This window comes from Rhizobium sp. P1_B8 (assembly GCF_056406515.1).
The window spans coordinates 18,419-45,063 of sequence record NZ_JBFTZZ010000042.1 but is presented as its reverse complement, the minus strand read 5'-3'; the positions used below and the strand labels follow the sequence as shown (position 1 = coordinate 45,063).

Genomic DNA, 26,645 nt, shown 5'->3' with positions numbered 1-26,645 from the left:
ACTATGCCGGGACCATCGCCGCAACCGGCTCCAACGCTACGCAAGATGAAAGCTCCGCGTTTCCGCCGGTTGCTCACACCGCGCCATTTGGCGTATTCAAAGCCGCCGAGGCTCTAACCGCCGCTGGATGAAAGTTCAGTGGCAGGTCACTCAGGGAAGGTCGAAATCCAGTATCGAAGTTGGCCCTGACTCCACGAGATCTAAGCAGGAAACGGTTTAAGCGCCCCGCCCGATTGGCGACCGCCTACTCTTGGATTTGGACGACAGCCTGAGCGAGTGTGAACTAGATTTGCTCCGTCAGCGTCCCCTTTCCACCAGTAACGAGAAGGCTCGTCGTGGCGAATTTGTGGTCGCTGTTCCGGTCGGATTTGCCAAGGCCGATGACAGCATTACAAAGGACTCCAACCGACGCATCCGGCAGGCTATTGCACTCATATTCGAATCAGATGCTCACGCACAAATATTTGATCTCGACATAATCATCGATGCCGTATTTCGAGCCCTCGCGGCCCTCGCCGCATTGCTTGATGCCGCCGAAGGGGGCCACCTCGGTGGAAATCAGGCCGGTGTTGATGCCGACCATGCCGTATTCTAGGGCTTCGGCGACGCGGAAGATCTTGGACATGTCCTTCGAGTAGAAACAGGAGGCGAGGCCGAACTCGGTGTTGTTGGCCATCTCGATCACCTGCTCCTCGGTGTCGAACTGAGCTCGCCGCGTCCTATGGCACCACGCCAACGGGCATCGCGGTGGCCTGGATCACGAGACACCCGGCAAACATTCAGGTCGTTCTCGGAACGACCAATCCTCAACGCGTTGCGGAATCGGCAAAGGCCTCAAGCGCGAAGAATGGTACGGACTCTTCCGCGCAGCTGGCCACTTCGTCCCGTGATCGAGAGACACAAGATCCCTCCAGTGGTCTTGATCTCTTCCAGGTGCTAGGCTTTGGGATACCTCTAAAGCGGTCGCACTTGAATTTTTAAAAAATTCAGACTATCTATCGCTTGTGACTTGTCAGGCCGTGTGCCGGGCAGGAGCAGTGGTGACCCGATCCTCACAAAAGGATCGGTTGCTAGCCACATAGAAGCCGCCTTCCCAGGCGGCTTTATTTTTTCACAGGATTTCGATCTTGTAAGAATCTCGCAATCCCTTTGCATTGACTTCGCCATTGTTGATCCAGGCACGCGAGTGCGCGACGACATCCGCCAGCTGAAGCATCCGCGAGACAGCCGAATCAATAGCTACGACCCTGTTGACCGACCGGAAGAGACCGTCCTGCTGTTTGGCCTCGGCAATTAGCTTCGTGAACTTTTCATGAGAGTTCTGCTCGTTGATGTCGATGAGAACCTCAACATTATTGATTTGTGACCCAACGTTGTTTCGATCGCGGAACCGTTTGACCGCAATTTTCACCGTTTCTATTAGAGACAAGGCATATATCTCGGGCCGGTCCCCTGCAGAGATGTCGCTTAATTTGTTCAACATACAAATACTGTTCGGTAGTTCCGTTTGAGCAAATCGGCTCATGATACTCTGGAGCTGCGGCTTGCTCCAGTTCGTGGCATGTACTTCGTTGACTGACGCTGGAAGCAGGTCGCTAAAAGCCTTGTCGGCCTTGCCGCACTCATGCGCCCAGACGATCGCACAGCCGAGAGCAAAAGCTGCGTCACCTGCGGTTCCGAATTCATCGACAAAACATAGAATTTTCTTATTGAGGCGCGGCACGACTTAGCCCTTCTCGGCGACATTTGCCGTGCGGCGGGCGTTCCGTCGGGCATTCGGGGTCTCGGTCTTAGCGCGTGAATCCCGGCGTTCCTTTCGCTCTTCATCAAAATCACCGACCAGTTCTTTGATCTTCGCGATAAGTCCATCGAGATGATAGACGTTCGAGCCATAGTCGCCGGCCGCCGTCTTTTGCTGGACTCGAGCAATGTACTTCTTATCTTCGAGCGCCTTGATATTGATGCGCAGAGTCTGCGGAGTGATCGACATCCGCTGCGCCAGTTCCCTTTTAGGCGGAAACGGCGGTCTTGCCGGATCGATCCAATAGCTCAGCAGCTGGACAATTATGTTGAACTGCGTCGTGCTGATGCCGAGACGAGATTGCGCTCGCACCAGGATATTTGGCACGCCGGTGTATCCATGCGAAATCACCTCGGCGCCAAAGATCTTCTCTGTCGAAGACTTGGCTCGTTTGTCTACATTGCCTTGATCAGTATGCGGTGTGTCGTCGGTCATGGTGCTCATCCTTTGCACCGAGACTTACGTTGCCGCTTGCGAAGCTACAAGGCGTTGAGCCGGTCTGACGCTAGCGGATTTTCCACCATACGTGCATACCGGTATTCCGCTGTTAAGCCTTCACGGTAATTGTGTGACGGTGCTTAGCTGACGGGAAATCAGCCATAGGTATATAATAAAATCCACCATACGGTATGGCGGAAAATCCGTCAACGGAATTCCCAAAAACGGTCGATGCGAAGTTGCTGTGTCGCGATAAACCTTGACCCTACCGATCTTGTCTTGTCACCTCAAACACGAAGTCATGCGCATCGCTTCTGTAGCGGGTTTCGCACAGTTCAACAATTTTTCCGTCAATAAGGAAGCAACGACGTTCCATTACGAGGAGTGGAGCTCCGACCTCGCAACGTAGATGACGCGCGTTATCGATCGTCGCCCGTTGAGACGAAACCCGCTGGATTGCCCGGTTGGGCATGAAGCCACGCTTCTTGAGGGCTTGGTACAAAGATCCGTGAACAAGGTCCGCGGAGGGAAGATAGCATTCCGGAATAACTGACACCTCCACCGCGATCGGATTGGAATTGGCCGTTCGCGCTCGCTCGATCCTTAAGACATTGGCGCTGCCGGCTACTCCCAGCGCCATCAATTCCTGCGAGGACGCTCGAGCGATCGGTTTCGATAGCCATATGGATCCGGGAACTTGACCGCGAATACAAATTTGCTCGGTAAAGCTCTTTAAGACGCCTGCACGCTGCTCGGGAAGCAAGCCAATTTCGGTCCTGGCGCCATGACGACGGGAAAGCCTTCCTCCCTCTTCCAAAAGTGACATCGCCCGGCGAACCGTAACCCAGGAAAGAGAAAGGGAGGCCGCGATCACCCGCTCTCCCGGCAACACGTTATGTTGTGTGCCGGACTCGTCGATTGCTGCGCTGATCGCGGTACTCAATCGTTGATACAGCGGCAAATCTGACGAAGTCTCTGATAGAGCCTCACAATCGCATCAAGAAGAGGATTTTCCAACATGAAACTCTCCACGCCCTAACGGGCTCGTACAGAACATGGACCCAATGTGAGTTGCCGGCATTCGACGTTCCCGAACGCTCATCGATTGAGACAGCATTTCTTGAATTTGAGACCACTTCCGCATGAGCATTGCTCATTGCGACCAATTTTGCCGACCCGCATACTGACCTGATCTAGTGGCGCCGGTGACCGACGAGGCAATTTTGCTAGCGTTGCATCCATCGCCGAGCATTGCTGCCATGGATCGGTCAACATTACGGCTTGCCTCATTTGGAGATCACCGGATTGTAGGACCATCCCATACCATCGTTCAGCCCTCAATTCGTACTTCTTTATTCGCGCATGTTGCAGGATTTTCTCTCTCGCGACACCGTCGGGAAGCGAATTTATATGGATCGTCATACCCGCCTGCTGTGCGTCGAAAGGAAGTGAAATATCCTTGGTCCTAGCTTCGCGGACAGCCGCTTTATTTTGCAAGTCTAAAGCACGTGAAAGACCATTTGCAGAGCTGTCCGAAAGCTGCAACAGCCACATTCCCGGTTCCGTCAGTTCCGGGATCGCGCTGGCCTCGATCTGTGCTACGATCGTTCCGAGCGGCGTGCCCCTATATCGAGTCAAAACTCCTTTAATCTCTCGGCTTCCAGAAGCGCCTTGACGCCGGACCGCCATGGCCACGTCCACGTGAGCCGTAAAGTCGTCACCAAGGTTGACCATATCGTATTTGTCATCGAGCCACAGGTTGTTCCTGAGGTGGTACGAAAGCGGGATCAACTCGTTGGTGATCAGCAGTTTGGTGTAAGAGCGTGCGCGCAAATCCAGGTAGTTCAGAAAGTGGAGCGGCGTCTCCAGAAACTCCGCGATGATATCTAGCGTGAACACATCCGTGACGAGCGGACTTCGTACGATCTTGTCGGCCTCTACCTTCAGGAACTGCCGCGCCTGGAAAGTCAAAGCGGGATAGTGATCGGCGAGGACACACATTGGATAGATGACGTCAACTGGGCCGGCAATCTTAAGTTCCAGACCCTGCGTGTCTCGAAAGACAAAGTCGCTCGGACGCTGCAGTGCGCCTGCGCAGAGAAGCGCTTGATCATAGGCGTTCGCGACGGCTTTTTTGAAATCGTCTTTAAGCGCTAGGTCGTTTCCTTTGCGCGCATTCAGAGTGAGGCGTTTCGATTTCGCCTGCACAACAATCGCCTGGTTCCCGAAAAGGACAAGCGCATCGGCCTCCGCATACCGATTCTTCCCGCGGTAGATGTCAATGTTCGTTAGGACACGGGAGGAACCAAAGACCGAGCGAAGGCGCTCACTCGAATAGGATTCTGTGAAAAAGCCCCGGTTGGCGGTAGCGGTAGGGCGATAATCGTCGTCCGCCATCATCCAGAAAAACGGCGATTCGTAGAGTGATTCCTGCAGTTGGTAATGTTGCAGAAGGATATAGGTGCCGTCTCCGCAAGCTAAGATCGGCCGGGCGTTCGTCTCATTGAACTCACTCAAGCCGATAAATGCGCTGTTGCGTTCGTGGCTGCCAAACTTGAATGCAGCTAGGATCGCTTCGACCCTTCCAATTGCGATCTCAGCGCGAGCCGCAATATCCTCGATCGTGAAGGTAAAAGCCGGAAGGAAGGTCCATTGGTCCGGGGACTGTGCTCGCATTTCCTTGCGAAGAAGGTTCAGTCGACGAAGGTGAAAGTCACCAATCACGTTAGCCACCAAAAGTGCTTCTCTGATGTTGAACCCGCGTGTCCTTTCGAGCCACCCCTCATCGGCGCCGTATTTCAACTCGGTTAAGGCTTTGTACTGGAAATTATAGGCGGATTCTCCACCATAGAAGATGGGCTCCCGCATCGCGGCTCCGTCCTCAAACGGACCTCTGCCTTCGGCCAACAAACCTGCCAGATCTCTTCCGCCGAAAAACGCCTCAGCGGCCATTGCATGATGAAGCTCTCGCATGAGTTCGTCGGTACGATCGATATAGGTCTGCAGGGCCTCCGGCGCCGGCATATCCGTCGTCCATGGACTGCGCGCCATCAGGCCAATCAATGTCGAAATTTCGCTTCGCAGGAGACTGGAGCCCTCGTAGTGAGAATCCATGTCCTTCACACCCAGCTCGCCGCTGTATCTGATTAGATTATCCCGAAAGCAGAAATATGCGATCGCGTGAACAAATCCTGCGGATGCACACACGGTTTCAAGCTCGGCAAAGATTTCGGCTTCCGTCCTCTGGACAGTCTCGTCTTTTTTCAAAGTCTTATCCATCGGCGTCGCTCCGCTTCTGCGATCTCATATCCCTGTTTCAATCTTTCGATTGCCGTGTTGAGTACTTTTCGAACGAAGTGCGGGCCGCTTTCACCGGGCGTATAAGCTTGCCAGGACCAGAACACCTTCACCGTTGTTGCCTATTCTATCAATCGTGTTTTTGGTCGCTGATCGCTCTAAAGTGCGATGCCGGTCCGCTCTTCAATCTGCTTCTTGATAAAGCCCTTGGCGAGATCCTGCAGCAGGTCGAGCGTAAAGCCTTTCGCGGACAGCGCGCCTTCCTTCGTCTTTCGCCAGATTTCCGGATCTCTGACAGTCTCCGAGAAGTCATGCCCTGACCAGGTCAGCCGGGTAGGCAGTATATGGTCAAACGCACATTCGTCGTCGGGTACGGCATCACCGACTATTAGCTTGGCTTCCAGAAGCAATCGAAGGTGCTCGGCAACGACTTCCGGCTTTTTATCCGTTACCTCGTTTTCAATATCGCCCCCGTAGCCCTGGTCGAATCCCTCGATCTGCAAAAGGAGATCTCGCACCAAGCCCATGTCGCGCTTCAAAGCAACTCTCCGAATGTTGTTGAGAAGTGTGCCGAATCAATTGATCGACACCTGCAAGAAATACTACCTTAGATACATGATCAAAACACCGTTAGACAGGCGCGTTTCTGTGGTGCTTGAGGGCGAAGCCGTCGAACTTCGCCTGAGTGAGTTGCGTGGGATGCCCTGTCTCGTCCTACTCGGCGAGCCAGGGATTGGAAAATCGACAGCACTTGAGTACGAGGCAGTTCAGGAAGGTGGAGAGCTTCTAACCTGCCGTGAAGCGGTGAACGGGATTCCGATCGCCTCCGCCTCAACAGCCTATCTCGACGCACTCGACGAATATCGTGCCGGAGAAAATGGTAAGGATAAGCTTCTACAACTTGCCAATGTGATCACACAAAGTGGCGTCAGGCGTTGGCGGCTCACCTGTCGTGCAGAGGACTGGCGTGAAGCTGCAGATATGCGCGCCATGCGCCGAGCCGCAAGCGAGCACCCAATTACGGTCGCGCATCTTCTTCCGTTGGACGATGCCGAGGCAGAGATTGTCCTGTCCGGCTTGGGAGAGGCTGACCCCGAGCAGTTTCTCGCAGATGCACGTGCTCGGGGAGCCGGCGCCTTCCTCGAGAACCCGTTGAGCTTGCGCCTTCTCCATTCGGTTGTGGCATCCGGCGGCTTATGGCCTAGCACCCGATTTGAGCTATTCGACCGAGCAATCTACGCGCTTGCGCACGAGCACGATCCGGAACGCGTCTACGATCGGCGGCCATCGGTCGATGATATTATCGACGCGGCGGGGCGGTTATCATTTTACGTTCTTGCGAGCGGCGCGCGCGCGTTGTGGCGCTCAAACGCGCTAGCTGTTGGATCGCATGCGAAAGACTTCGTTGTCGTTCAATCGCTGGCGATTGACCCCGAATTGGCCGATTTTTCGCTGGACACAGCGATATTCAGGGGAGAGGGCCAGACTTTTGAACCATCGCACAGAACCATTGCGGAATTTCTAGCAGGCCGATTTCTTGCTGAACTAGTCACCGGGCAGCCCACTGTCCCTCTATTTCCATTGGCCCGCGCAGTCGCGCTCATCACTGGCAATGATCATAAAGCACCGAGCGAGCTGCGGGGCCTTTACGCCTGGTTTACGGCCCATCTGTCGCAAAAGGGCGACGAGAAGGGTGCCTTGAGGTTGATCGAGCGGGATGCCGCCACCGTTCTTGCCTATGGCGACGCGGCTGCCTTTGTCACGAATGGCCGCAGGGCGATCCTTGTCAATCTTGACCGCGACGACCCGTTTTTCCTCTCCTCACGAGATGCGATCACAGTTTTTGGAGGCCTCGCCGGCGATGACCTCGTGCCCGATTTCCTTTCCATCCTCGACAGCGAAGTTACAAGCCATCTCCAGCTGACCGTCCTCCAGGCTCTAGCTGACGGGCCGCCTTTGGTTGGAATGCAAAACAAACTGCACGAAATCGCCGTGAACCCGACCCGTCCGCTTTGGCAACGTCAGAGAGCCGCTGAAGCTTGGGTCAAGGGAAGCTCGGACCCCGGCGTAGCAAGGCGCAAGTTGATTTCGGAACTATCGCGAACGACCAAAAGCTATGATCAGATTTCTCTGAGAGCAGATGTACTGTCGGACATTCCCACGCATGAGTTATCTCACCAGGAGATCTCCGACCTGCTTTCGGACCTAAACGAACTGGCGCCGGCTGCTGACGGCGAGAGCGAGGAAAGCGGCAACCTATCTTCACTTCTCTTGAAGCTAAAGAAAGCGCCACGCCCAGATCTCTTTGACCAGCCAATCATCCGCAAACCGAGTGAAGATCGCGGTCTCAAGCTCGAAGTTCGACATTTCATGCAAGCCTCTCTGGCCGACGCGATAAACAATAACTTAGACATCGGGGCGACGCGGCTATGGTCTTGGATCAGAAACACACGCGACTATGAGTGGGATCGGCTCGAAGAGTCGCTTGCCAAAGCGATAGGCGCCTGGATCGATGCTGACAAAGCAAATCGAGAACTCGAGCTTTTTACTGTCCTGCTGGAAAGCAGCCCCGCCGCAGATGGGCCTTGGATGGCGACCAATCACTACATCACGATTGCTCGGAGGGTTCCCGACGACATCCTTATAGAGAACCTGCTCGACCTCGCTAGCAAGACATCAGATGGCCCTCGCCGCCGGCGACTGTTCGAGGTTGCAGCCTATGCGGTTCGCAGTGAATCTCAATGGCCCAAGTGGGAGGGGCGCATCGTTTCAGCGCTCGAAAAGGAAGGGAACTTTTCGGGCTTCATAGCGGATCTGCGCACAGATCCGAACAAGAGCTGGAAGGAGAATGAGGAAAAGCGAAAGGCAAAGGAACTCGCTGAAACCGACGCAGCCCGCGCCCACAATATCGCGTCCCTCGAACCGAAGATCAATGCGATAGCGGCGGGAAGGGAGAGCGAGTTCGGTGCGCTCAAATGGGGGGCAGAACTCTATCGGAACGCGGTGATCTCTAAAAAGGAGGATCCGCTTACCAAGATCGAGCACTTCACCAACGCGCGGATCGCGTCTGCAATCGCCGAAGGATTTGTCCAGTTCGCAATCCACACCAATATCAAAGTCGCTGCAGCCGATCTCGGTAAAGCGGAAGCGACCAATGGATCGTACGTCCAGGAGTACGTGGTCGCGGCCGGCATCCATCAGGCGCTCATGGCCGGGCGAGAAGAAGAGATCAGCAATAGCCCTCCGGTGGTCGCGATCGTTGCGCTTCGCCAAAACTACTTTAGCGGCGACGAACGGCCGTCGCTCGCAAGTTGGGGCGTGAAACATCTCGCGCGTGACATCGCTGTAGGCTCAGATGAGATGCTTCGATATTGGCACGCGGCGCTTGATGCCGGGGATCAAGATCTTGATGCCATCCATCATCTGGCTTCGTCGCAGGAACCAGATTTTCTTTCCGTCATTCTGAAGCGGCTCTTGGAGGAGCGGCCGAATCTACCACCTAGAGCGTTGATGCAAGCCCTGACGGCGTCAGCGCGAATTTTGACCAGAATCGAGATGACAAATCTCACCGAGAGAGCACTCGCGAAGGAGCTAGACACTCAAAGCACGCAGCTGTGGCAGTCGGTTGCCCTGATATTCAACCCAGAAAAATTCGAGGGAACTCACACATCTGAAGAGATCCGTGCAGCGTTTCTGGCTCCGGATGGGGATCTTGCGACCCGATTGCATGAAATCTGCCCGAGGCCTGATCAGCTCGACCGACTTCGAATCTCGACATTGGCAGCAACCCACCCTTCGGAGGATCGGGATTGGGCACGACCCGAGGGCCCAAGTGGTATTATCCGGGCGGCGATCAATCGCCTCAGTGCCTCAAGCGATCCCGATGCAGGAAGTATCTTGAAGTCGCTGATCGCCTCATCCGATCCGACCTGGCGTCCATTGTTAACGCACGCAGCGGCAGAACACGCACGTCTCTTACGCGACAATCTGTTCATTGCGCCATCTGTGGCTGAGCTAAAGGTAGCCCTTGCTGGTGGAGCGCCGGCAAGCCCCGCGGACCTTGTGGCGGTGGTGCTCGAAGAAATCGAAAGATACAGGAGCACCTTGAGGACTGGCAGCGAAATGCCGTGGAAACGTTACTGGAACACAGATCACAACGGCGCGCCCGAAAAACCTCAAATAGAGAATGAGGACCGAGACCGGCTCCTCGAACTGTTAAAGTCACGGTTGGATCAGTACGGTGTAGCGGCTGCCATGCCTGAAGCCCGCCGCGGAGAGAACACCCGGGCCGATATATTGCTGCTCTCCCATGCCGGACGGAATTTGCCGATCGAGGCAAAGCGCCATTTCAATTCGGAGCTTTGGACTGCGCCGGAAGAACAGCTCGCTGGCTACGCCGCCGATGAGGGGGCCTTCGGCTATGGCGTCTATCTCGTGTTTTGGTTTGGAACAGAGTATCGCGTACCCACAAGACGCGACGGCAACAAACCGCCTGCCAGCGCGGAAGAATTGGAGGCGATGCTGCGGGCGGACCTTCCCTCGTCGTTGGAAGAGAAAATATCGGTTATCGTCTTGGACGTGTCGCGTCCGCAGACGATGAGCAAACCGCAACCTTCCAGGAAAAGAACGACCAAGTCGAAACCGTCACGCCGCGGCACATAGAAATCAGATTGACCGTAAGCTCATCAACTGGGAACAGGCCAATGGGTAACCCGCTTCATTTCAGTCTTGAGGTACCAAAACGGGCGCATCAGCTTCTCCGCGATCTTTACGAGCATTTGGGCGAATCCGACGGGACCCGCCTGCCCTTAAAGGCGACGTTTCTTTTGTCGGTCTCCATGCCAATCATCATCCTCCCGTTTGAGCGAATTCTGAAATATCGACGTAACGCGAACTCCGGTCATATGAACGATGCCGTTCTCAATCTGAAACTGGCTGACGCGGTAGACCACGCTATAGATCTGCAAGCTGCCGTCCACCAGGCGGACTTTTTCACGGGTCCCTGGGAGTTCGCCTCGCTGGATAGGGGAGAAGGATTTCCGAATCTCGCGGCGGATGGTTTACCTGACGCCATCGCCGGACTGCTAGATACGCCGGCTGCAATCGAGGACGCCAGAAACCTGTCAGCAAACCGCTTCTGCAAGATTCTTCGTAACGCTCTTGCCCACGGCGGGATTTTGTATTTGGACGAACATGGAAGATCGTCTTCCACCGCGCCCGTGCAGCGCTTCGCTTTTGTCAGCACGGACAACCCCAACGCCCCGACCAAATTATTGTTTCTTAGGATCGGAATGGCCGACTACCGAGCGTTCCTGCAAAAGTGGGTCGACTGGCTAAATGCCGAGGCGATCAACGAGATCCTCGCGGTGGATGTCGGCGTCGACGGGGCCGAAGCACCCGTTGCGATCATCCCATAGAATGCAGTGTGAGCTCTAGAAAGGAGCCAAGGGGTGACGAAGTGCTGGCCACTGAGCGGACCTATCGATTGGAAAGCAGGCCCAAAGCTTTAACTTGGGACCGTCACAACAAGCTGGTGCAACGTGGCGCGACTTGCTTGACGAAGCTGATGGTCACGACGAGGCAATATTCTAGAAATTCCTTGGAACACATCCCTGCATGGTTCATGGTAGACAGAGCATGTCATGCCCATCCGGACACACACTGTGTTTCCTGCAGCATTGATCACTCAACTAACACTGCAGGGCTTTACCGAACACATCCCCGACTTATTTTGGATCGCGACTGATAGTCTGCCCATCCACGCATGCTGGGTGAGATCGAGACTCTCAACAAGATAGTGTTCACCAAAGGCGGCCATGGGCGGCCCTTGTTAATGCTGTGGGAGCGTAGGGCTTCTATTCGGTTCAGGATGAGGGTCCAGTTGGTAGCGGCCCGACCCGTTGGAGAGTAGCAGACACATCAGAACTGTACGCAGGATTGGCAGCGACAAACGCCTGAAGTGGATAGCGCTGGGTCGGCAGACTGCTATGCGAGATCCGATCGTCTTTAACCCAGTCGAAAACCGGTACGAAACCATGCAAGGTGAGAGCCTTTTCGTAACGGTCGTTATCTACAGCGCTTTGGATGGCGACACGAGCGTGCATGATGCCGCCGTAAATGTCATGGATGACCGCTTCGACGTTCGTTGGGCAAGTTACTCCGTCCCAGGAATATTGCCCGCAGATCCCCAGAACGATCGCATCGTCCTTACGGACCGCGATCTCAAAAAAGCTGAACATGGCCTCGTCGTGGAAGCACGCCTGATGGATCGCGAAGACGAGATGCTTTTTGTCGAAGGCATGCAGTTCGACGGTTGAGTCATCTTCCTTAATCTGATCGAGGAAAGCCTTTGCTTGCTCGACCCATGCCGTATCGAATGCAATGAATTCAAGGAATGAAGTGGTAGCGGCCCGCCAAGACGGTCCATACTTGGGCGATACCTTCACTCGAAACGTGTGGCGACTGAGCCGGCCGGCCCCGACAAGCGGAGAGGTCGCCTGAGCCATTTCCAAGATCCTGCCGTCGTTATTGATGAGGTCGATTTTGGGCCAATCGCCTATGCGTTCGATACGTTGCAGATCATAATTCGGGATGAGTGAGGAGAGCTTTTCGGGTGTACCATGCGTCCAGCCCCTGCCTACTTCAGGAAAAGATGCAAAGGGAGCGTCATCGATCCAGTTCTTTGCATCAGCCTCCGGCTCCCAACCTGGTGCGGCATACGGCAGGTCGAGACCGATCGGCTGTCCAGTCACATCCGTAATTTTCTCATGAAGCCCGTCCTTTATGCGCCAGACGCAAATCATCATCGCATAAGGCGTGAGGGTGGTATCCGCGTCCACACGCCGTTCGAACAGCAGAACGGCGAGCCTTACGAAGGGAAGGCTCTTTGCTCGCGCGCTCAGGAATTCGACATATCGTTGCCGAGGCTCCTCGGTGTCAAACCAGATCAGATCCATGTCGGGACTGAGTTGTTTCAAGAACCTTATGTCGAGCATTTCGACCGGTTCGAGATGGACGCGGTCGCCATCTCGTTTTGCCTCTAAAGCTGTAACGGCCACACCGACGGATTGAGCAAAGAAAGAAAGCGGAAGTCGGAGCTCTTTCCAGTGCGTCGAAACGACTACGCACCTGATCATTTCGGGAGGCAACCTATCGCGCTCGACCAAAAGGGTAATGTATTTGCTGAGCTCGTTGAGTGCGGACCGTGCGCTGGCATCGCTTCGCTTGATCTCGATACAAATGATATGCCCCAATGCGTCTTGCGCCAGAATGTCTACCCTGCCTCCCGATCCTTCCAGATTTTCGAGTACATGCTCTTTTTCGAGAAGCGTCAGACCTCCCTCGACAAGATCAAGGTTGTTTTCGAGATAGTCGCGAAAGTCCCCTTCGTCCTTGAAAAGACCTAATACGGGTTTCGCCGGCGTAGCCGTCTCATCCTTGCTCAACGTCCGCTTCCTCCCGTTTCAGCTCGATCGTCATCATTTAGCAGACGCAGTCCGGACTGGATCCCTGATGCAGCTGAAAGAGCTGAATTGTTATCGCAACAGAATGCGATACAAAGCACTTATCTTCTGAGACTTCGTCGGGCGACCGAACAAAACCTAGATATGAAAAATTTGCGCGTTTGAGGGGGTTTGATGTGACCGACTTCCAGGTGACGAAGTTCCAAGATCTCAAGCACGAACTGGTCGATTCAACGTCGGAGCTTGCCGCCCCGACGGCGTTTTCCGCTACGCTTCAAGCGCATGGAATCTATAACACTAGGCAGTTCGTGCTTAGACTGAGCCCACGGGTTCACCAGCTTGTTGATGCATTGTCGTCTGGAGATTTCGAAGAACATGATCCGGTGGAGCTTGTTCAGGCATACTCGACTTACATTCACGAGACTGTTCATTGGTGGCAGCATGTCGGATCCACCGCCGGCCTTATCTATAGTTTGTGCTATCCGGCACAATTCTCGAGCAGCCTCGAGCATCTTCAGAAAGCGATCAGCGTAGTCGGTCCGCGGAAATCATTAAAACGTTGGGCAGACCAGGCATTGGTTAAAGGCACGGCGCCTTCACAGGAAGCGCTTGCAGAGGCCAACATCGCCGTCAACAACGCTTTGGACATCGACTTTTACCAGTTCCTCACAGCGATCCCCAACCGGGCAACGGAACTGCAAAGAAACCAGCATTTTGAAAGTGTCGGTCACTCTTATCGTATTGCGTATGGCAATACTCTCATGGCGCTGATTCAATCATGCGACCTCGCTCCGGCGAGCCTGCCGAACCCTGAGACCTGGCAACCGAAATTCGATCACCTGATGCGCTCCCGTTATGAGGGCTTTTATCATGGTTCTCCCATCACTCATGCCGAGGTCGGAATTCATGCCATTTTCGAAGGTCAAGCTCGGTTTATTCAGCTTCAGTTCTTGGCTGAGTCAGGCGGTCCAACCCGCCTCGCGGACTATGCTTCAAGTGGATATCTCAGCGGGATCTATGTGGCGGCATTCACTGAGTTCCTCGCTCAGACTGGATCCGAGTGGCCTGAGACGATCGATAGTTCCCTCGTTGGGTTGTTCCTATTAATTTGTGACCTCTCGATCAATCCAACGCGCGGGTTCCCGCTTGAGATCGAAGATTTTGAAGGCTTCATCAGAGACGTCGATCCTGGCGCGCGTTTTACTCTCCTTTGCCAAGCCGTCCGCGAGTATCCAGAGGTCAAGGTTGCGATCACGACGTACAGCAAAGACGAATATCTATCTGTCGCGAAAGTCCTGACGCAACGGGTGGGATACGACGAGCCGGCCAATGCACTTGAGGCTGTTATCGATCTTTCCGAAACGCCATCGGGCAGAGATCTGATGCAGGAGTGGGAGACGTTCCAGTATCAGCTTGCAAACCTGCCAATCCGCGTAATGACGTCGCATTTCATGGATTTCTGCCGAAGCAAGCTGAAGCACCCGGAGTTTTTCTGTTGGGCCGGACGCTTCCTTGGGCTCGGGGAAGCAAGTGATTCGGCAAGGACTTTGTTCAGCCGCCATGTAGCGCTTTTTACCGACAAATCGGATACCGAGCAAATTCATATACGAGCGATTACCGGTCGCAAGGGCGAAGCATTGAAGCGCACGCTGGATGCGTTCATGGGATCGACTATACTATATGATCTAACACTTCAGTGGATACTCCGTGACGGACCGTTCCGTTATAATTACAGGGAAATCACGAGTCCAGAACGAGCGGCTTCGATGAAAGAATGGGCGAATAACAGCTTTAAACGCGCGTTCGGACATCATCCCGACGAATTTCGAGACATGACGTGAAAAGGTCTCTGGCCCGATACCAAGCGGGGGCTACAAGCCATTTCTCGATGGCTGGGTTGCGTTTTGGATTGGCCCCAATAAGCAGACACGGCCTCAAGTGGACATCCACTTCCAGTTGACAATCCGTCGTACGCGAATCGTTGCTCACGCTTTGATAGGCGTTTGAAGATTTTAGAGGTCTAGCAATCTGGGCTGCTCATGCTCTTGGCTGTCCTCGAGCATCGACAGGGAGCAAAGCCTCGAACTTCTTCAGCAGCGTCGTCGCCAATCCTTCGCCCTGAATTCGAAGACCAATCTCGTCCAACGGGTTCTCCGCCAAGCCAGACTGCGAGGCCCAGTTCATACTGGTTACGATCACGTCGTCGTCACCCCACGCCAGGAATTTCGCATGAAGTTGGGGGTCACGTACCCCAAAAATGCTTGCCAAACCGATCAGCCGCTCTCGTTGCCGCGCGATGTGCCGAGGTTTGATTGGTCCAGAGCGGCGCGAATAATAGACCCGGACATCGCTTATTCTCTGCCCCGCGACATGGGCTGGATTAAACACTCCTGGCACCATTGTTGCGCCCGCGCGGTTGGTGCAACAGACGAACCGGTGTTCGGCACCGTGTGCAGCCGAGCGGAGCACGCGTTCATGTTCGTGAGCCAGGAGGATGGTCATGACCGCCGGTGCGTCTTGGAAAGGGTCTGTCGCGGCTGCCAGGCTCCGCTTCCCTCGCCTGAGATCGGCTGAGATGAAATTGAGCGCTTCCACTGAACGGCGTGCCTCCGAGAGAGGGCCGACAATCCTCCTCAAAGTATCGAGAAGACTGGCAACGGCCAGATCTTCACGGACTTCAGCGGAAACTTCGACTGCGCTGAAGGGCGACGACAGCCAGTTGCAGGAACCGAGCAAAACCACCGCCCCCCCTCGCCCGTCGTCAGCGGCGAGAAACTTCGCATGGCTCGCCACCGGATCGCGATGGACCTGGACATATCCACGCGTAAGGTTCTTCCCGTTTAACCTGACACGCAGGGCTTCCATGGCGTTTGCATTCTTTGAGCGCTCATCGAGTGTGGTCCCATAGAAAAGATGGACGTGCACCCGGCGCTGAACGGCGCGCTCCAGCGCCTGAATGATCCGTTCGCGGTTCTCCCGGCATTTTTCATCACACTTCTCGTCATCGGCAGAAGCAACGAAGGTTGAAAGGACGAAAAGTTCACGACGGGCGTCGTCGGCAATTTTCTCGAACCGGTCGAGATGCTCATCCGATCCGACAACAAAATTGTCTGGCTCGAATCGCGTCTGGAAGGCAGATGGCTCTACCTCGCGCGGAATGTTTGCCAATTGAGGGGTTTGCCCAGTCTTGAGAACTTCACCAAAGAAGCGCCTAAGTTCGTCGCTCGTCCCTTCCGGAAAGAGCCCGTCCCTCACCTCGTCGAGGTCGAAAACGACAAAGGTCTTTTGGATGACCGAATTGATCGTCCTGACACCGCGCATCCATTCCCCCGGACGTAGCTGTCCCGCGACCAGTGCCTGCACCCTCCCCGCCATCGTGTCATCCGTTTCGGGCGGATCGTCGGTCGGAAAACCAACGATCCGGACGGACGATCCGCCAGGGTTCGTCTCCAACTTGACGTCCTTTCTGCGGAATATGGAATGGCCAGCCCTCTCATAGACGAGACTTATGCTGACTTCGCGTTCCTCGGTTCGCTCAGGCAGCGGGCGGTCGGTATGCACCAACTCCTTGCCGACCGCGCTGGTGGTGAATAGTGGCGCCGGAGATAACTGCATCTCGACGAGACCGAATTGCATCAGGCGTGCGACCGTCGCTTCCACGATCTGGGCAGGCAATGAAAGTGATGCCGCTACACCCTCGATCGTCCCGGGAACAGTGTGGAGCCGGAGGAGCACCATCTCCTCGACCGGGCTCCATCCCCAGACCCGCTGAATGATTGCGCGGGCCCTGTAATGCCAGGCTGCGATATGAAGTTTCATAGGGCCAGCCTTCCTTCATCGCCGACAGGGACGATCGTCGCGCCCGGGCCGACGCCTTCGAACTGCGTTTCAGCGAGTTTCTTCAGCTCTTCGATCATCTTGCGTACAAAGCTAAGCTGGCCGCCCAAGTGGTCGGGATCGGTTCCCTCGGCTGCATCGCCGAGAAATGTCAGACTGGTGGCGAGGATCAACTTCTGCTTGGCTCTGCTCAACAAGACGTTCATGCGTTGCGGGCTTCGGACATGCCCCAGTGCTCGTCCACCCACCAGGGTATTGTTGCGGACGAGGCTTGCCGCAACGAGATCCGCCTGACCACCTTGGAAACTGTCTGAGGTGTAAACGAACCTGCCGTCTTTTCGAGGGCTGTCGAAGCCGAACAACGTTCCATCGCGCGCGTTGAACGATGAACTCAGCATTCGCTCCAATTGTTTAACCTGCGCCCAGTAGGGCGCGAGAAAGACCAAGCTGGGTCTACTGCCCTTGTGGTCCAGTTGGGGACGGACGCGTTTTACCGCGTCAATCAGCACGGAGCACTCCGTAAGATTGACATAGGAACCGTTTCTGTTCTCCTCGAAGGCGCGCCGTTTTACCATGCTGAGGGCAGGAACGTTGAGGACAACCACAGGGCTGGCCGGAAACCCGTCCATCGAACCGAGCGTCAATTTCCGATCTATGACGCGCTGTGTCGGTACCAGATTGCCTTGGTAAAATGTATTGGAGACCAACCGGCATATCGCGGGATGCATTCGGCTTTGTTCCAGGAGCGTCGCGGCTATGGAGCTTGAGTAACCGTTCGCCTGCTCACGCTCTTCCTCGCGGATCGCGATAGACTGAAAGGGCTCCTCCAATCGGATCGCCAGGCCGAGAACATCGACACGCAACGGTCCATCGGCTTCCAGGACCTCAAGGGCCTGATCAACCTCGGCGGGCAGATCGGAGAAAGCTGCCAGCTGTTTGCGGGCGTCTTTTAATATCTCCTCTGATCGTTGTGCATCGTACAGTTTCTGGCGTTCCAACGTATCGAATGGTGAAAGTTGCTTGTGGTCGCCGATGATGACCCTACGGTTTCCGAGAAGCAGCGCACCAATGAGCTCGGAGCCGTTCGCTCTGGCAGCCTCTTCCACAAAAACCCAGTCGAATTGCTCGCCGTCGGCAATCATTTCCTCGATGACGTGCGACGATGTCGTCGCCAACGTTACATTCGAGGAGCGTAAGAGGAGTGTGTCAGTGTCGCGGAGAACGCGCTCAGCGATTGTCCCGTCGCCCCGAGCGGGCTCCAAGGTCTGTTCGATCTGACGAAACTGCGCCGCCATGATATCGAGATCGTTTGTTTTTTGGATGCCGCCTAGTACATCCATCGATCGTGCCCGCAGCGAAGCATTCTCGGCTCCGCCCTTGGAACGCTCCACACGAACGATGATCGCGAGGTCCGGAGGCAGAACCTCCTTGAGCTCGTGTTCCATGTTGACGAGGGTTTCGTGGTTCTGGGCGGAAATGAGAATGCGCGAGCGCTTCGCCGGCAGATGTATGCTTTCCACCAGTTTCGAGATCAGGAACGTCTTGCCGACGCCAGGTGGGCCGACGATTACGCTGATCGACTTTCCTTCAGCAATTGATGCCCAGGCTTTTACCTTTGAGGCATCCATGTCGGACGGCGCCTGTCCGGGCGCTGCGACTTCGACAAGTGCTTCATCCACTGCGACCTGTGCAGGATCATCGATCGCCCGTAGCAATTCGACGTTGCTGCGTGCGGCGACAATATTCTGGAGACGGCGTCTTACTGCCTGCTCTAGGCCGACATCCTTGCGTGGCCGCAGATACAGGAGTTGCCCGAGCAGCACCGGCTCGCTCGATGCAAAGGCGTAAAGCCTTGCCCCGCTCACGGTTTCAGCTACCTCGAACGAAAGTTCCGGCTGTCGCTCCCGAAGTCCGGCGAGAGCATCGGATGTCGCCAGTGTCCAGTCAGCTCCGCCTTGATCGTGGGAAAGCTCACGCTCGAGAGCTTCGGCACATCCACGAAGTTCCATCCGCCGACGTCGCTCGTCCCGCACCTCGTCCTCGCGGGGTGTTACCCAGACCAGATGCTTACTGGAAGCGTCTGGTGGAGCAACGACCTTGACGGGATAGATGTGAAACTGCTGCCTCAGGAGTGAATACGCTTCCAGCAAAATTAACGCGTACCAAGAGGGAGGGTCCTCGCGCACCCCTGCCGCCGTTTTCTTGCTGGCAATCTCAGCCCAACCGATAGCTGCAAGTCCCGATCTCTTCGCGCGTTCTTGGGCGCCCACCCGGTTGGACGCCAGGTGAATGCGCTGTTTGATTTCGAAGGCGTCCGCCACCCGGTCGTCACTACGACGCTTCGACGCAGCTGTTATGGTGCCGATGCGTCCCTCTTCTGGCCGAACAATGTAGGTCGCAATGTCAGTCACTAGCCTTATGGAGCCAGAACTCATCGGTACAGCTCGAACCTCTGGACCGAGGAGATCGTCGGCTGCGAAGCGAAGAACGCGCTCTGCTTCAGATGCGGGGATAGTGCCGGAAGTCAAAGATGGCAGATCGCTCAGCATCACCTGCCGGCTGGGATACAGCACGAGCTCTCCTTCGCTACCAACACCGACGCGATCAAGTTCTTCGATGACGTCCTTGATCTCACGTAGAACCGTGCGTCCGTCAAAGAGCTGGAAAACTGGCGGGTTCGCCAACCGATCGAGCATCTTGAATTCAATGCTCGACAAGAGTGGAGCGGACGCACCGTCCATGCCGAGGATCGTGCGAGCAGCTTTGCCGATATCCATCCAATCTTGTCGGAAGGATATAACGCTTGTGTTGCGCAGGTCTTCGTGTCCCGCGTCGAGATGGCTTTCCGCGATTTGGACGCACCACTCGTACCCGCCGAGTCGATAGTCCGGAACATCGTCGTTGTGGGAGAAAATCGTATGTAGACTGATAGCCCCGTGCACTATTCCGGCATCATGGCATAACGACAGCGCCTCCGCGATACGCTCCATGTTACGCCAGAAGACTTGACGGCCGAAAGTGGTCAAGAGCTGCTGGGACCGCGTCCTTGCTCTATGGGCAGATCCCGACAGGGGATCACCAGGTCGGAGCATGACAACCCCGATCTCGTGCTCGTCTTCGACGACCTCAATAACCTCCACGAGCACATCTCGCGCTCGCCTTGACGTCAGAACGCGATGAATACGACGGAGACCCCTATCGAGCAGATGTCTGAGATCACCATCAATCGCGGTTCCGGTTTTTCTGAAGAGCCGGACCAGATACTGCTCACCATCGTTAATGCCTGTCGCGGGTCGGAGCTGCGACGTCCAAGATGCAGGGTCGCCAGGGTAAGCATCCTCCGAGAAACGATAAATGGCATCCAGAGGCTTGTTCTTCGTGCCTTTCAATCCTGCCATGCGCTTACACTTCTCCAATAGGTCAGCTAAAGGCAGCTCCTAATGTGGGAAGCTGTAGTGGGGAATCGATTCGACCACTTGGACAGCCTATCGAAGAACCTGACGTTGCAATATCTGGGAATGCGGTGCAACCGAGCAGAATCGCATCAATATACGCCCCACGCCCGAAACCTCCCCCTCCCCGTCATCTCGCGCAGGCCGAGCTCGCCGACGATCCTGACCGCCGCCTGCGGCGTGACGCCGATCGCTTTGACGATCATGCCGGCCGACACCAGCGGCCGCGACATCACCAGCTCGATCAGCTCCGGCAGCTTTGACGTTTGGCGCCGCCCGATCAGCCGGCGCTCCATCGACTGCCGGGCAAGAGTCAGCCGGTCGTGTTCCTTCAGGCCGAGATCGGCCGCCGCGGTCAAACCGTTGAGGAAGGCCAGCAAGCGGGTTTCGCGGTCGCGGTGCCGGCGGCGATCGACGGGTATGGTTTTCAGGCCAAAATTGAGCGCGGCCAGATGCGCCGCCGTGGTGAGGCCCGCCTGACGCAGACAAGACGCCGCCAACGGCCGGCCGAGCCAGGGCGCATGTTGCAGCACCTCCAAAGAATTCCAGGCGTCGAGGGCGACGATCGCCTGCAGCACGGGTGGAAAACTGTCGAGCTCGCGCAGGACGGCCCACCATTCGCTAAGCCGTTCGTCCTCGTCCCAATCGAGATCATAGACCAGCGGATCCTTTTCGCGGCCGCCGGCGCGGCTGGGCGCTCTCGCCTCCGCCAGCGCCGCCTCGGAGCGGGCAAGCACGGCGTCGATCGCCGCCAGTTCTGCCGCAAAGGGATCAGAGGCATCGGTCCCCTCCCCTCCTCCGTTCCCCGCCTCATCAGCGGGGGTCGGCTCGCCTTCGGCCGCAACGGCACCTTCGGCGGAGCCGTCGTCGGCAACGACGTTGCCCTGACCGCGCAGGCTGCGCAGACCGTCGGCGCTGAGCGGCCAACCGGGCGGCTGCGATGCGATCCGTCGGCGGGTGCGCAGCACGTCACGGGCGATGGTCAGCTCATGCGTGGGAGCGCGGATGTCGGCGCCCGCGTCGTGCAGCACCAGATCCTCGAGATGCACCAGCTCGCCGTCGATCCACAGCGAGGCGCAGGCGTCGGCAAAATGCGATCGTTCGATCCAGCCCTGCCCGACGGGTGAACGGGCGATGCGCTCGTCGAGACGCGATAATGCTGAACCCGCATTCGAAATCGGCCGCAGCAGGCTTGAGATGGGCAATTTCGACAAATCGTAAGACATTGAAATCATGGTAAATGATTTGCTAAACGAATGCTATCTCACATGTAGAGTTCATTACAGGATGGTTTTGCGGAAACGATGCCTAACCATCGATAAGTACTGGTTATCGATGGTAGATTGATTTCAGGGCGCAAATCAGAAAGAATCGCAGCAAATCACGGCCTCGGAGGCCGCCGGAACCGTCCTTTTGGAGCGCCTGTGGCCAAACCGAAGACATCACTGACCGCTGTGGAGCGCCGTGCCGAAGAACTCGACACCATCGCCGCGGTGCTGCCGATGGAGCGCCGCGACGAACTCGCCGAGCTTTTGACCGACCACGACGTCGAGACGCTGCGCCATCTCGTCAACCAGGGCATGGGCGACAACACCCTTCGCGCCTTGACCTCGGATCTCGCCTATCTCGAAGCCTGGGGACTGGCGGCCACCGGACGACCGCTGCCCTGGCCGGCGCCCGAGGCGTTGCTGCTGAAGTTTGTCGCCCATCATCTCTGGGACCCGCAGCGCCGCGAGACAGATTCGGATCACGGGATGCCGGCCACCGTCGACGAAAACCTTCGGCGCCAAGGATTTCTCAAGTCGGTCGGTCCGCACGCGCCATCGACAGTACGGCGGCGGCTGGCCAACTGGTCGACGTTGACCAAATGGCGCGGTCTTGACGGCGTCTTCGCCTCGCCTGCCCTTAAATCAGCCATTCGGCTGGCGATCCGAGCCGCGCCAAGACAACGTCTTCGCAAGAGCGCCAAGGCGGTCACCGGCGACGTGCTGGCAAGACTGCTGGCGACCTGCGCCACCGACAGTCTGCGCGATCTCCGCGACCGGGCGATCCTGATGGTCGCCTTTGCCTCCGGCGGTCGCCGGCGCAGCGAGATTGCCGGGCTACGCCGCGAGCAGTTGACCGTCGAGCCGCCGATCCCGGACGAAGGCGGAAGTCCCCTCCCCTCTCTCGCCATTCATCTCGGTCGCACCAAAACCAGCAGTGGCGAGCAGGACGACGTCGTCTTTCTGACCGGCCGGCCGGTGGATGCGCTGAATGCCTGGATGGTGGCCGCCAAGATCGACAGCGGCAGCGTGTTTCGGGCGATCGGGCGATGGGGGACTGTTTCGCGACGGGCGATCGATCCGCAGTCGGTCAATGCGATCATCAAGCAGCGGGTGGAACTGGCTGGATTGGAGCGTGGGGAGTTTTCCGCGCACGGGCTACGATCTGGATATCTGACCGAGGCCGCCAACCGGGGTATTCCACTCCCCGAGGCGATGGAGCAGTCGCGTCATCGATCGGTGCAGCAGGCATCAAGTTATTATAACAGCGCAACACGCCGGGAAGGCCAGGCGTCGCGTCTTCTTGGCTAGCCGAAAAGGGTAGGATCGGTGCAGCTCAGAGCCTATCCGGGAATGGGGTGAGTGATCGGGCTAAAGATGATTCCAAGAAGGTGTCTGAAGCCTGAATGGACGGGTCATGTGGAACCCGACCTGACGGATGCAGAGTGAGCGGTCTTCCGCAGCCGGCGCCAAGGGGCGCAAGCCAGCTTGGCCGCTGCGAGAGATCATCGGGCACCTTCTATGTTTGCCAGGAAGAAGACCCTGGCGTCTGATCCCGAAGGTCCTGCCTCCCAACAGTACGGTGTTCGGCTATTTGTGCCGTTGGCGTGACGCCAGTGTGTTCACGAGGATCAATCACTGCCTCGTCATGGCGGACCGTGAGCGGACCGGCCGCCAAGCCTCTCAGAATGCTCCTGTGCTGGATAGTCAGAGTGTCAAAACGACCGAGGGCGGCTGTCGGCACGGCTATGCTGCGGGCGAAGAGATCCTGATGCAAGGGCGAAAGGAAAGAGACTCAGTCGCCAAGAAGATAGACGCCGTAATGAGATTGATTGACGCTAAAACGTTCCCACGAAACAGCAAGGCGACTCGGGCTCGGTTGCTCCACGGACTATGGGGAAATGCGTCAGCTGGGGATTAGCCGGCCTTGCGTGGAAAGCATGCAATGATCCTGCTGTGTCTAAACCGCAATGAACCAACGCGATGCCCTCTGAAGCCGGTCGCGCAGCAAGTCGAGGCGATCGCCGCGGAGTTGTTCGAGGTCACCCGACCCAGATTGCCGACCCGCCACGCCACCTCTCCTCTCAGCTTTCGGCCATGGTCATCAGCGCGCTGATGGCGTGCTCTGCGAGGATCACGCCTTCTTCGCCGAGCTGTCCGACAAGGTGATGACCCACCTATCTAGCTTCGACAAAATCTTCAAAAAAAACATTAACTTTCAGTAAGTTAGAGCTGCGGTCAGTTGACCAACCGATCATGCGCTGTCTTTGGTCCTCTTGCCGCCGGTTAATGAATCTCCGGCCCGCCATTGCTGCAACACGGCGGACCCGGGGTCGGCACAATGAACGAAAGGAACCACCGTGGCGAGAAATTCGTCAATTGAGGGCCCGAGCGATGGGTCGGCCGAAGATCGGCTGGTCGACATCGACCTTGCTCGCGGTTTGGCTGTCTTCGGCATGTATGCCGCTCATGTCGGTGGTGACCCCATCCCCGACGACCTAGGACTGATCGGGAATCTGATGGAGCTACCCCTTGGGCGGTCGTCTGCCCTGTTTGCCGTATTGGCCGGTTTTTCAATCATCCTGATTACCGGCCGCAAGGCGCGGAAATCGGGGGAAGCAGGTAGACAGGCCGTTGCCAGAGTCGCAATTCGTGCCCTTGTTTTGCTCGCGATTGGCTCTATCCTGACCCGCCTCGGTACGGGGATCGCAGTCATCCTGAAAACCTACGGAATCTGCTTCCTCTTGGTACTGCCGCTCTATCGGCGCAGCGCACAGCAGCTTGGCTTGCTCGCTGCAGGGACCGCATTAGTTCTCCCGCAAATGCGCTTCCTCCTTAAGTTGTTTGGCCCCGAGGGGAGTTTGAACCCGGTGTTCGACTTCATGGTCCACGGCGCCTATCCCGCGATGACCTGGGTTCCTTTCGTGATCGCAGGTATGGCCATCGCACGCCTTAGCCTTAATACGCAAGCAATGCATTGGAGGCTTGGCCTAGAGGGGGTCGCGCTGGCCGTGTTGGGCTATGGGGGATCCTGGCTCGCGTTGCGTTTGCTGCCTGTCCCAGCCGTTTTTCGGGAGCCTCTTGACTCGTGGTGGTATCTCGACTCTCCCTGGTCGCTACTGGTTGCCGCACCTCACAGCGAGACGACGTTCTCGATCCTGGGCAACACCGGTTGCGCAATGATTGTCTTGGCGGCTTGCTGGCTTGCTATGGACGGGCTCCCGCATCTGCGAAAGCTGGTCTGGCCAATAATCGCGGTCGGCTCTATGTCTTTGACGGCCTACGTGCTGCACATTGTGGGAGTAGCCTATTTAGAGCGCATTATGGGAATAGATGCGCTTGAAGAAGATGGGAGCCTGTCTGTGCTCTTTGGTTTCGTCGTGGTTATAAGCACTTTCGCCGTGCTTTGGCTGCGCGCCTTCCAACGAGGACCGATGGAAGTGCTGATGGGTAGGATCACAGATCTCGCGCATCACATCCGCTAAGCACCACGTCGCCCCGACTCTGATCTACCCTTATAGGGATTGATGATACCGACTTGCCTTCGTGCCCGCCGCGCGCAGTGACGGTCAAGTGGGCCGACGGCCAATCGCGCCGCGACCTACCCTTGACCGTCACGAGCACAGCGCCAGAGTGTTCTGGTAGGAGGCACCTTAAACGGTGCAGACAGGATTCCGGAGCGGAGCTCGCCATCAGCAGGCGCGCGCCCGTATCCGATCGATTGGCGAAAAGCCGACCGCGAGGCCGACGAGAACGGCAAGCCCGACAACTGTGTAGAGCCCGACCGCCTCGCGTGGCTTGTGCTCCAGTCCGGTTTTCCACCGGCCGGTCGAATATGGCGTAGGCTGCCGATCCTGCCAGCACAGGCACGGCGAGCAGCCCGGTACCAATGCTACCCGGGTTGAATAGCGCGAATATTGGTGGTGCCGAAGATCGCCACTACCATCGTCGCCGTCGCTCCGTCAGAGCGAGCTGCGGGGTCACCGTTCGCAAGGTAACCTCGGTCCATTCGGTCTCAACTGTCAAGACGACGCCGACATATCAATTGCCTTGCCGAAGCGTGCTCGGCAGACGCTTTTCTTTGCGGGCAGCACTGATGACGCTTCTCGTCGCAGGCGAAAGCCATACTCACCGTCGTGGCCCGGCACTTGCTCGCTCCATCGCCGCTACCATTGTGCTAGTTTTTGCCTCGTTGTTTATGCTGATCGGACCGCCCTCGGCCTGACGACCTCAAATTGGTTCGTCTTGCTGATAAGATCGCTGAGTTTTCGGAAGCCGAATGTCGCGGGTCGAAATCCGGCGCCAGATTCAACAACTGCTTGCCGACGGTGCCCAGGTTGACCCAGCCGTCATCGCTATCCTCCTGGGACAGTACCTTCTTGATCAGCGGCACGGCCGATGTTGCCGGCTGCAGCGGCTTGTCTGTGGATGCAGTATTCTGCTCGTCCTTGATCGCGCCAGGAAGCAGGTTTTCGGTATAGACGAACCGCCGGCAGGCCTGGCGAAAACTTTCCGGTGTCTTCTGCTCGCCGAAGCCGAACACATCAACACCCTGCTCACGGATCCGGGCGGCAAGCCGCGTGAAATCACTGTCCGAGGACACTAGGCAGAAGCCGTCGAACCGACCGCTGTGCAGCAAATCCATTGCATCGATGACCAAAGTGATATCGGAAGCATTCTTTCCCGTTGTATACGCAAATTGCTGCTGCGGGATAATCGCGTGCTTTGCGAGTACGTCCGCCCAACCCTTGGAGCGCGTGCCGGAAAAATCACCGTAGATGCGACGCACGCTTGCCTCCCCGATTTTGGCTACCTCTTCGAACAGCCCGTCGGCGATTTTAGCGGATGTATTGTCCGCATCAATCAAAACAGCCAGGCGCGGAGATCGAGTTTCAGACGGCATTGCTCTTCCTCATTTTTAAAACGGTCTCGAAGGCCAGCAGAGCACGACTCGGACCAGCAAGGAACTTCATTTAACTTGCCCATCGGACCGAGCGAAAACCTACCTTGTCGGATGATGTCAGTAGCCGCCAGCCGAGCTGATCTACCCTTCCCCGCTCCAGCATCCGCCGATCGCAAAACCCTGACAGCT

15 protein-coding genes and 3 pseudogenes are annotated in these 26,645 nt (G+C 56.6%); 7 read left to right on the top strand and 11 right to left on the bottom strand.

What is annotated here, in order from left to right; translation table 11 throughout:
• Window positions 1-131, top strand: a pseudogene (locus tag AC1D2N_RS33070) (IS3 family transposase); the annotation flags it as partial.
• Between the two features lie 311 nt (window positions 132-442).
• On the opposite strand, the pseudogene AC1D2N_RS33065 reads toward AC1D2N_RS33070, so the two are convergent.
• Window positions 443-706 (bottom strand): annotated as a pseudogene (locus AC1D2N_RS33065) (aldehyde dehydrogenase family protein); the annotation flags it as partial.
• Here AC1D2N_RS33065 and AC1D2N_RS33060 point away from each other — a divergent pair.
• A complete protein-coding gene (locus tag AC1D2N_RS33060; RefSeq protein ID WP_245495708.1) occupies window positions 589-981 on the top strand; it encodes an aldo/keto reductase in 393 nt (130 codons plus the stop codon). The pseudogene AC1D2N_RS33065 and the gene AC1D2N_RS33060 sit on opposite strands and share 118 nt — an antisense overlap.
• A gap of 130 nt (window positions 982-1,111) precedes the next feature.
• Here the strand turns inward: AC1D2N_RS33060 and AC1D2N_RS33055 are convergent, their stop codons facing one another.
• The 5 genes from AC1D2N_RS33055 to AC1D2N_RS33035 all read right to left on the bottom strand — a co-directional run bounded on the left by AC1D2N_RS33055 (window position 1,112) and on the right by AC1D2N_RS33035 (window position 6,075).
• Window positions 1,112-1,723: a DUF3800 domain-containing protein gene (locus AC1D2N_RS33055; protein WP_130749052.1), complete on the bottom strand. Its 612-nt coding sequence runs from the start codon at window positions 1,721-1,723 to the stop codon at window positions 1,112-1,114.
• A 3-nt stretch (window positions 1,724-1,726) separates the two neighbouring features.
• Window positions 1,727-2,236, bottom strand: coding sequence for a helix-turn-helix domain-containing protein (locus AC1D2N_RS33050; RefSeq protein ID WP_130749051.1), 510 nt, complete (start codon window positions 2,234-2,236; stop codon window positions 1,727-1,729).
• Between the two features lie 268 nt (window positions 2,237-2,504).
• Window positions 2,505-3,200: a GntR family transcriptional regulator gene (locus tag AC1D2N_RS33045; protein ID WP_130749050.1), complete on the bottom strand. Its 696-nt coding sequence runs from the start codon at window positions 3,198-3,200 to the stop codon at window positions 2,505-2,507.
• 137 nt (window positions 3,201-3,337) lie between these two features.
• Entirely contained in the window at window positions 3,338-5,518 is a 2,181-nt protein-coding gene (locus AC1D2N_RS33040; protein WP_130749049.1) for a YecA family protein, read from the bottom strand.
• Window positions 5,519-5,694: 176 nt separating this feature from the next.
• Window positions 5,695-6,075, bottom strand: coding sequence for a DUF2513 domain-containing protein (locus AC1D2N_RS33035; protein ID WP_130749048.1), 381 nt, complete (start codon window positions 6,073-6,075; stop codon window positions 5,695-5,697).
• A 13-nt stretch (window positions 6,076-6,088) separates the two neighbouring features.
• On the opposite strand from AC1D2N_RS33035, the gene AC1D2N_RS33030 reads away from it, so the two are divergent.
• Together AC1D2N_RS33030 and AC1D2N_RS33025 are read left to right on the top strand one after the other, a co-directional pair.
• Window positions 6,089-10,198, top strand: a complete 4,110-nt coding sequence (locus AC1D2N_RS33030; protein ID WP_130749047.1) for an NACHT domain-containing protein — start codon at window positions 6,089-6,091, stop codon at window positions 10,196-10,198.
• A 41-nt stretch (window positions 10,199-10,239) separates the two neighbouring features.
• Window positions 10,240-10,953, top strand: coding sequence for a hypothetical protein (locus AC1D2N_RS33025; protein ID WP_130749046.1), 714 nt, complete (start codon window positions 10,240-10,242; stop codon window positions 10,951-10,953).
• Between the two features lie 447 nt (window positions 10,954-11,400).
• Here AC1D2N_RS33025 and AC1D2N_RS33020 read toward each other — a convergent pair whose 3' ends face one another.
• On the bottom strand, window positions 11,401-12,981 hold the full coding sequence (locus AC1D2N_RS33020; protein WP_130749045.1) for an endonuclease NucS domain-containing protein: 1,581 nt from the start codon (window positions 12,979-12,981) through the stop codon (window positions 11,401-11,403).
• 194 nt (window positions 12,982-13,175) lie between these two features.
• On the opposite strand from AC1D2N_RS33020, the gene AC1D2N_RS33015 reads away from it, so the two are divergent.
• Window positions 13,176-14,840, top strand: coding sequence for a hypothetical protein (locus AC1D2N_RS33015; protein WP_130749044.1), 1,665 nt, complete (start codon window positions 13,176-13,178; stop codon window positions 14,838-14,840).
• Between the two features lie 196 nt (window positions 14,841-15,036).
• Here the strand turns inward: AC1D2N_RS33015 and AC1D2N_RS33010 are convergent, their stop codons facing one another.
• The 3 genes from AC1D2N_RS33010 to AC1D2N_RS33000 form a co-directional block, all read right to left on the bottom strand.
• Window positions 15,037-16,818 carry a phospholipase D-like domain-containing protein gene (locus tag AC1D2N_RS33010; RefSeq protein WP_130833489.1) on the bottom strand — a complete coding sequence of 594 codons (1,782 nt, stop codon included), beginning with the start codon at window positions 16,816-16,818 and terminating at the stop codon, window positions 15,037-15,039.
• Window positions 16,815-20,234: a DEAD/DEAH box helicase gene (locus tag AC1D2N_RS33005; protein ID WP_477982774.1), complete on the bottom strand. Its 3,420-nt coding sequence runs from the start codon at window positions 20,232-20,234 to the stop codon at window positions 16,815-16,817. The genes AC1D2N_RS33010 and AC1D2N_RS33005 overlap by 4 nt, the downstream gene beginning before the upstream one ends.
• Before the next feature lie 146 nt (window positions 20,235-20,380).
• On the bottom strand, window positions 20,381-21,523 hold the full coding sequence (locus AC1D2N_RS33000; protein ID WP_130749036.1) for an RHE_PE00001 family protein: 1,143 nt from the start codon (window positions 21,521-21,523) through the stop codon (window positions 20,381-20,383).
• 189 nt (window positions 21,524-21,712) lie between these two features.
• Between AC1D2N_RS33000 and AC1D2N_RS32995 the strand changes: the two genes are divergently transcribed.
• Together AC1D2N_RS32995 and AC1D2N_RS32990 are read left to right on the top strand one after the other, a co-directional pair.
• On the top strand, window positions 21,713-22,864 hold the full coding sequence (locus tag AC1D2N_RS32995; protein ID WP_130685428.1) for a site-specific integrase: 1,152 nt from the start codon (window positions 21,713-21,715) through the stop codon (window positions 22,862-22,864).
• A gap of 1,049 nt (window positions 22,865-23,913) precedes the next feature.
• Window positions 23,914-25,038 carry a DUF418 domain-containing protein gene (locus AC1D2N_RS32990; RefSeq protein WP_065277221.1) on the top strand — a complete coding sequence of 375 codons (1,125 nt, stop codon included), beginning with the start codon at window positions 23,914-23,916 and terminating at the stop codon, window positions 25,036-25,038.
• 643 nt (window positions 25,039-25,681) lie between these two features.
• Here the strand turns inward: AC1D2N_RS32990 and AC1D2N_RS32985 are convergent.
• A pseudogene (locus AC1D2N_RS32985) lies at window positions 25,682-26,456 on the bottom strand (NYN domain-containing protein).
• Between the last annotated feature and the right edge of the window lie 189 nt (window positions 26,457-26,645).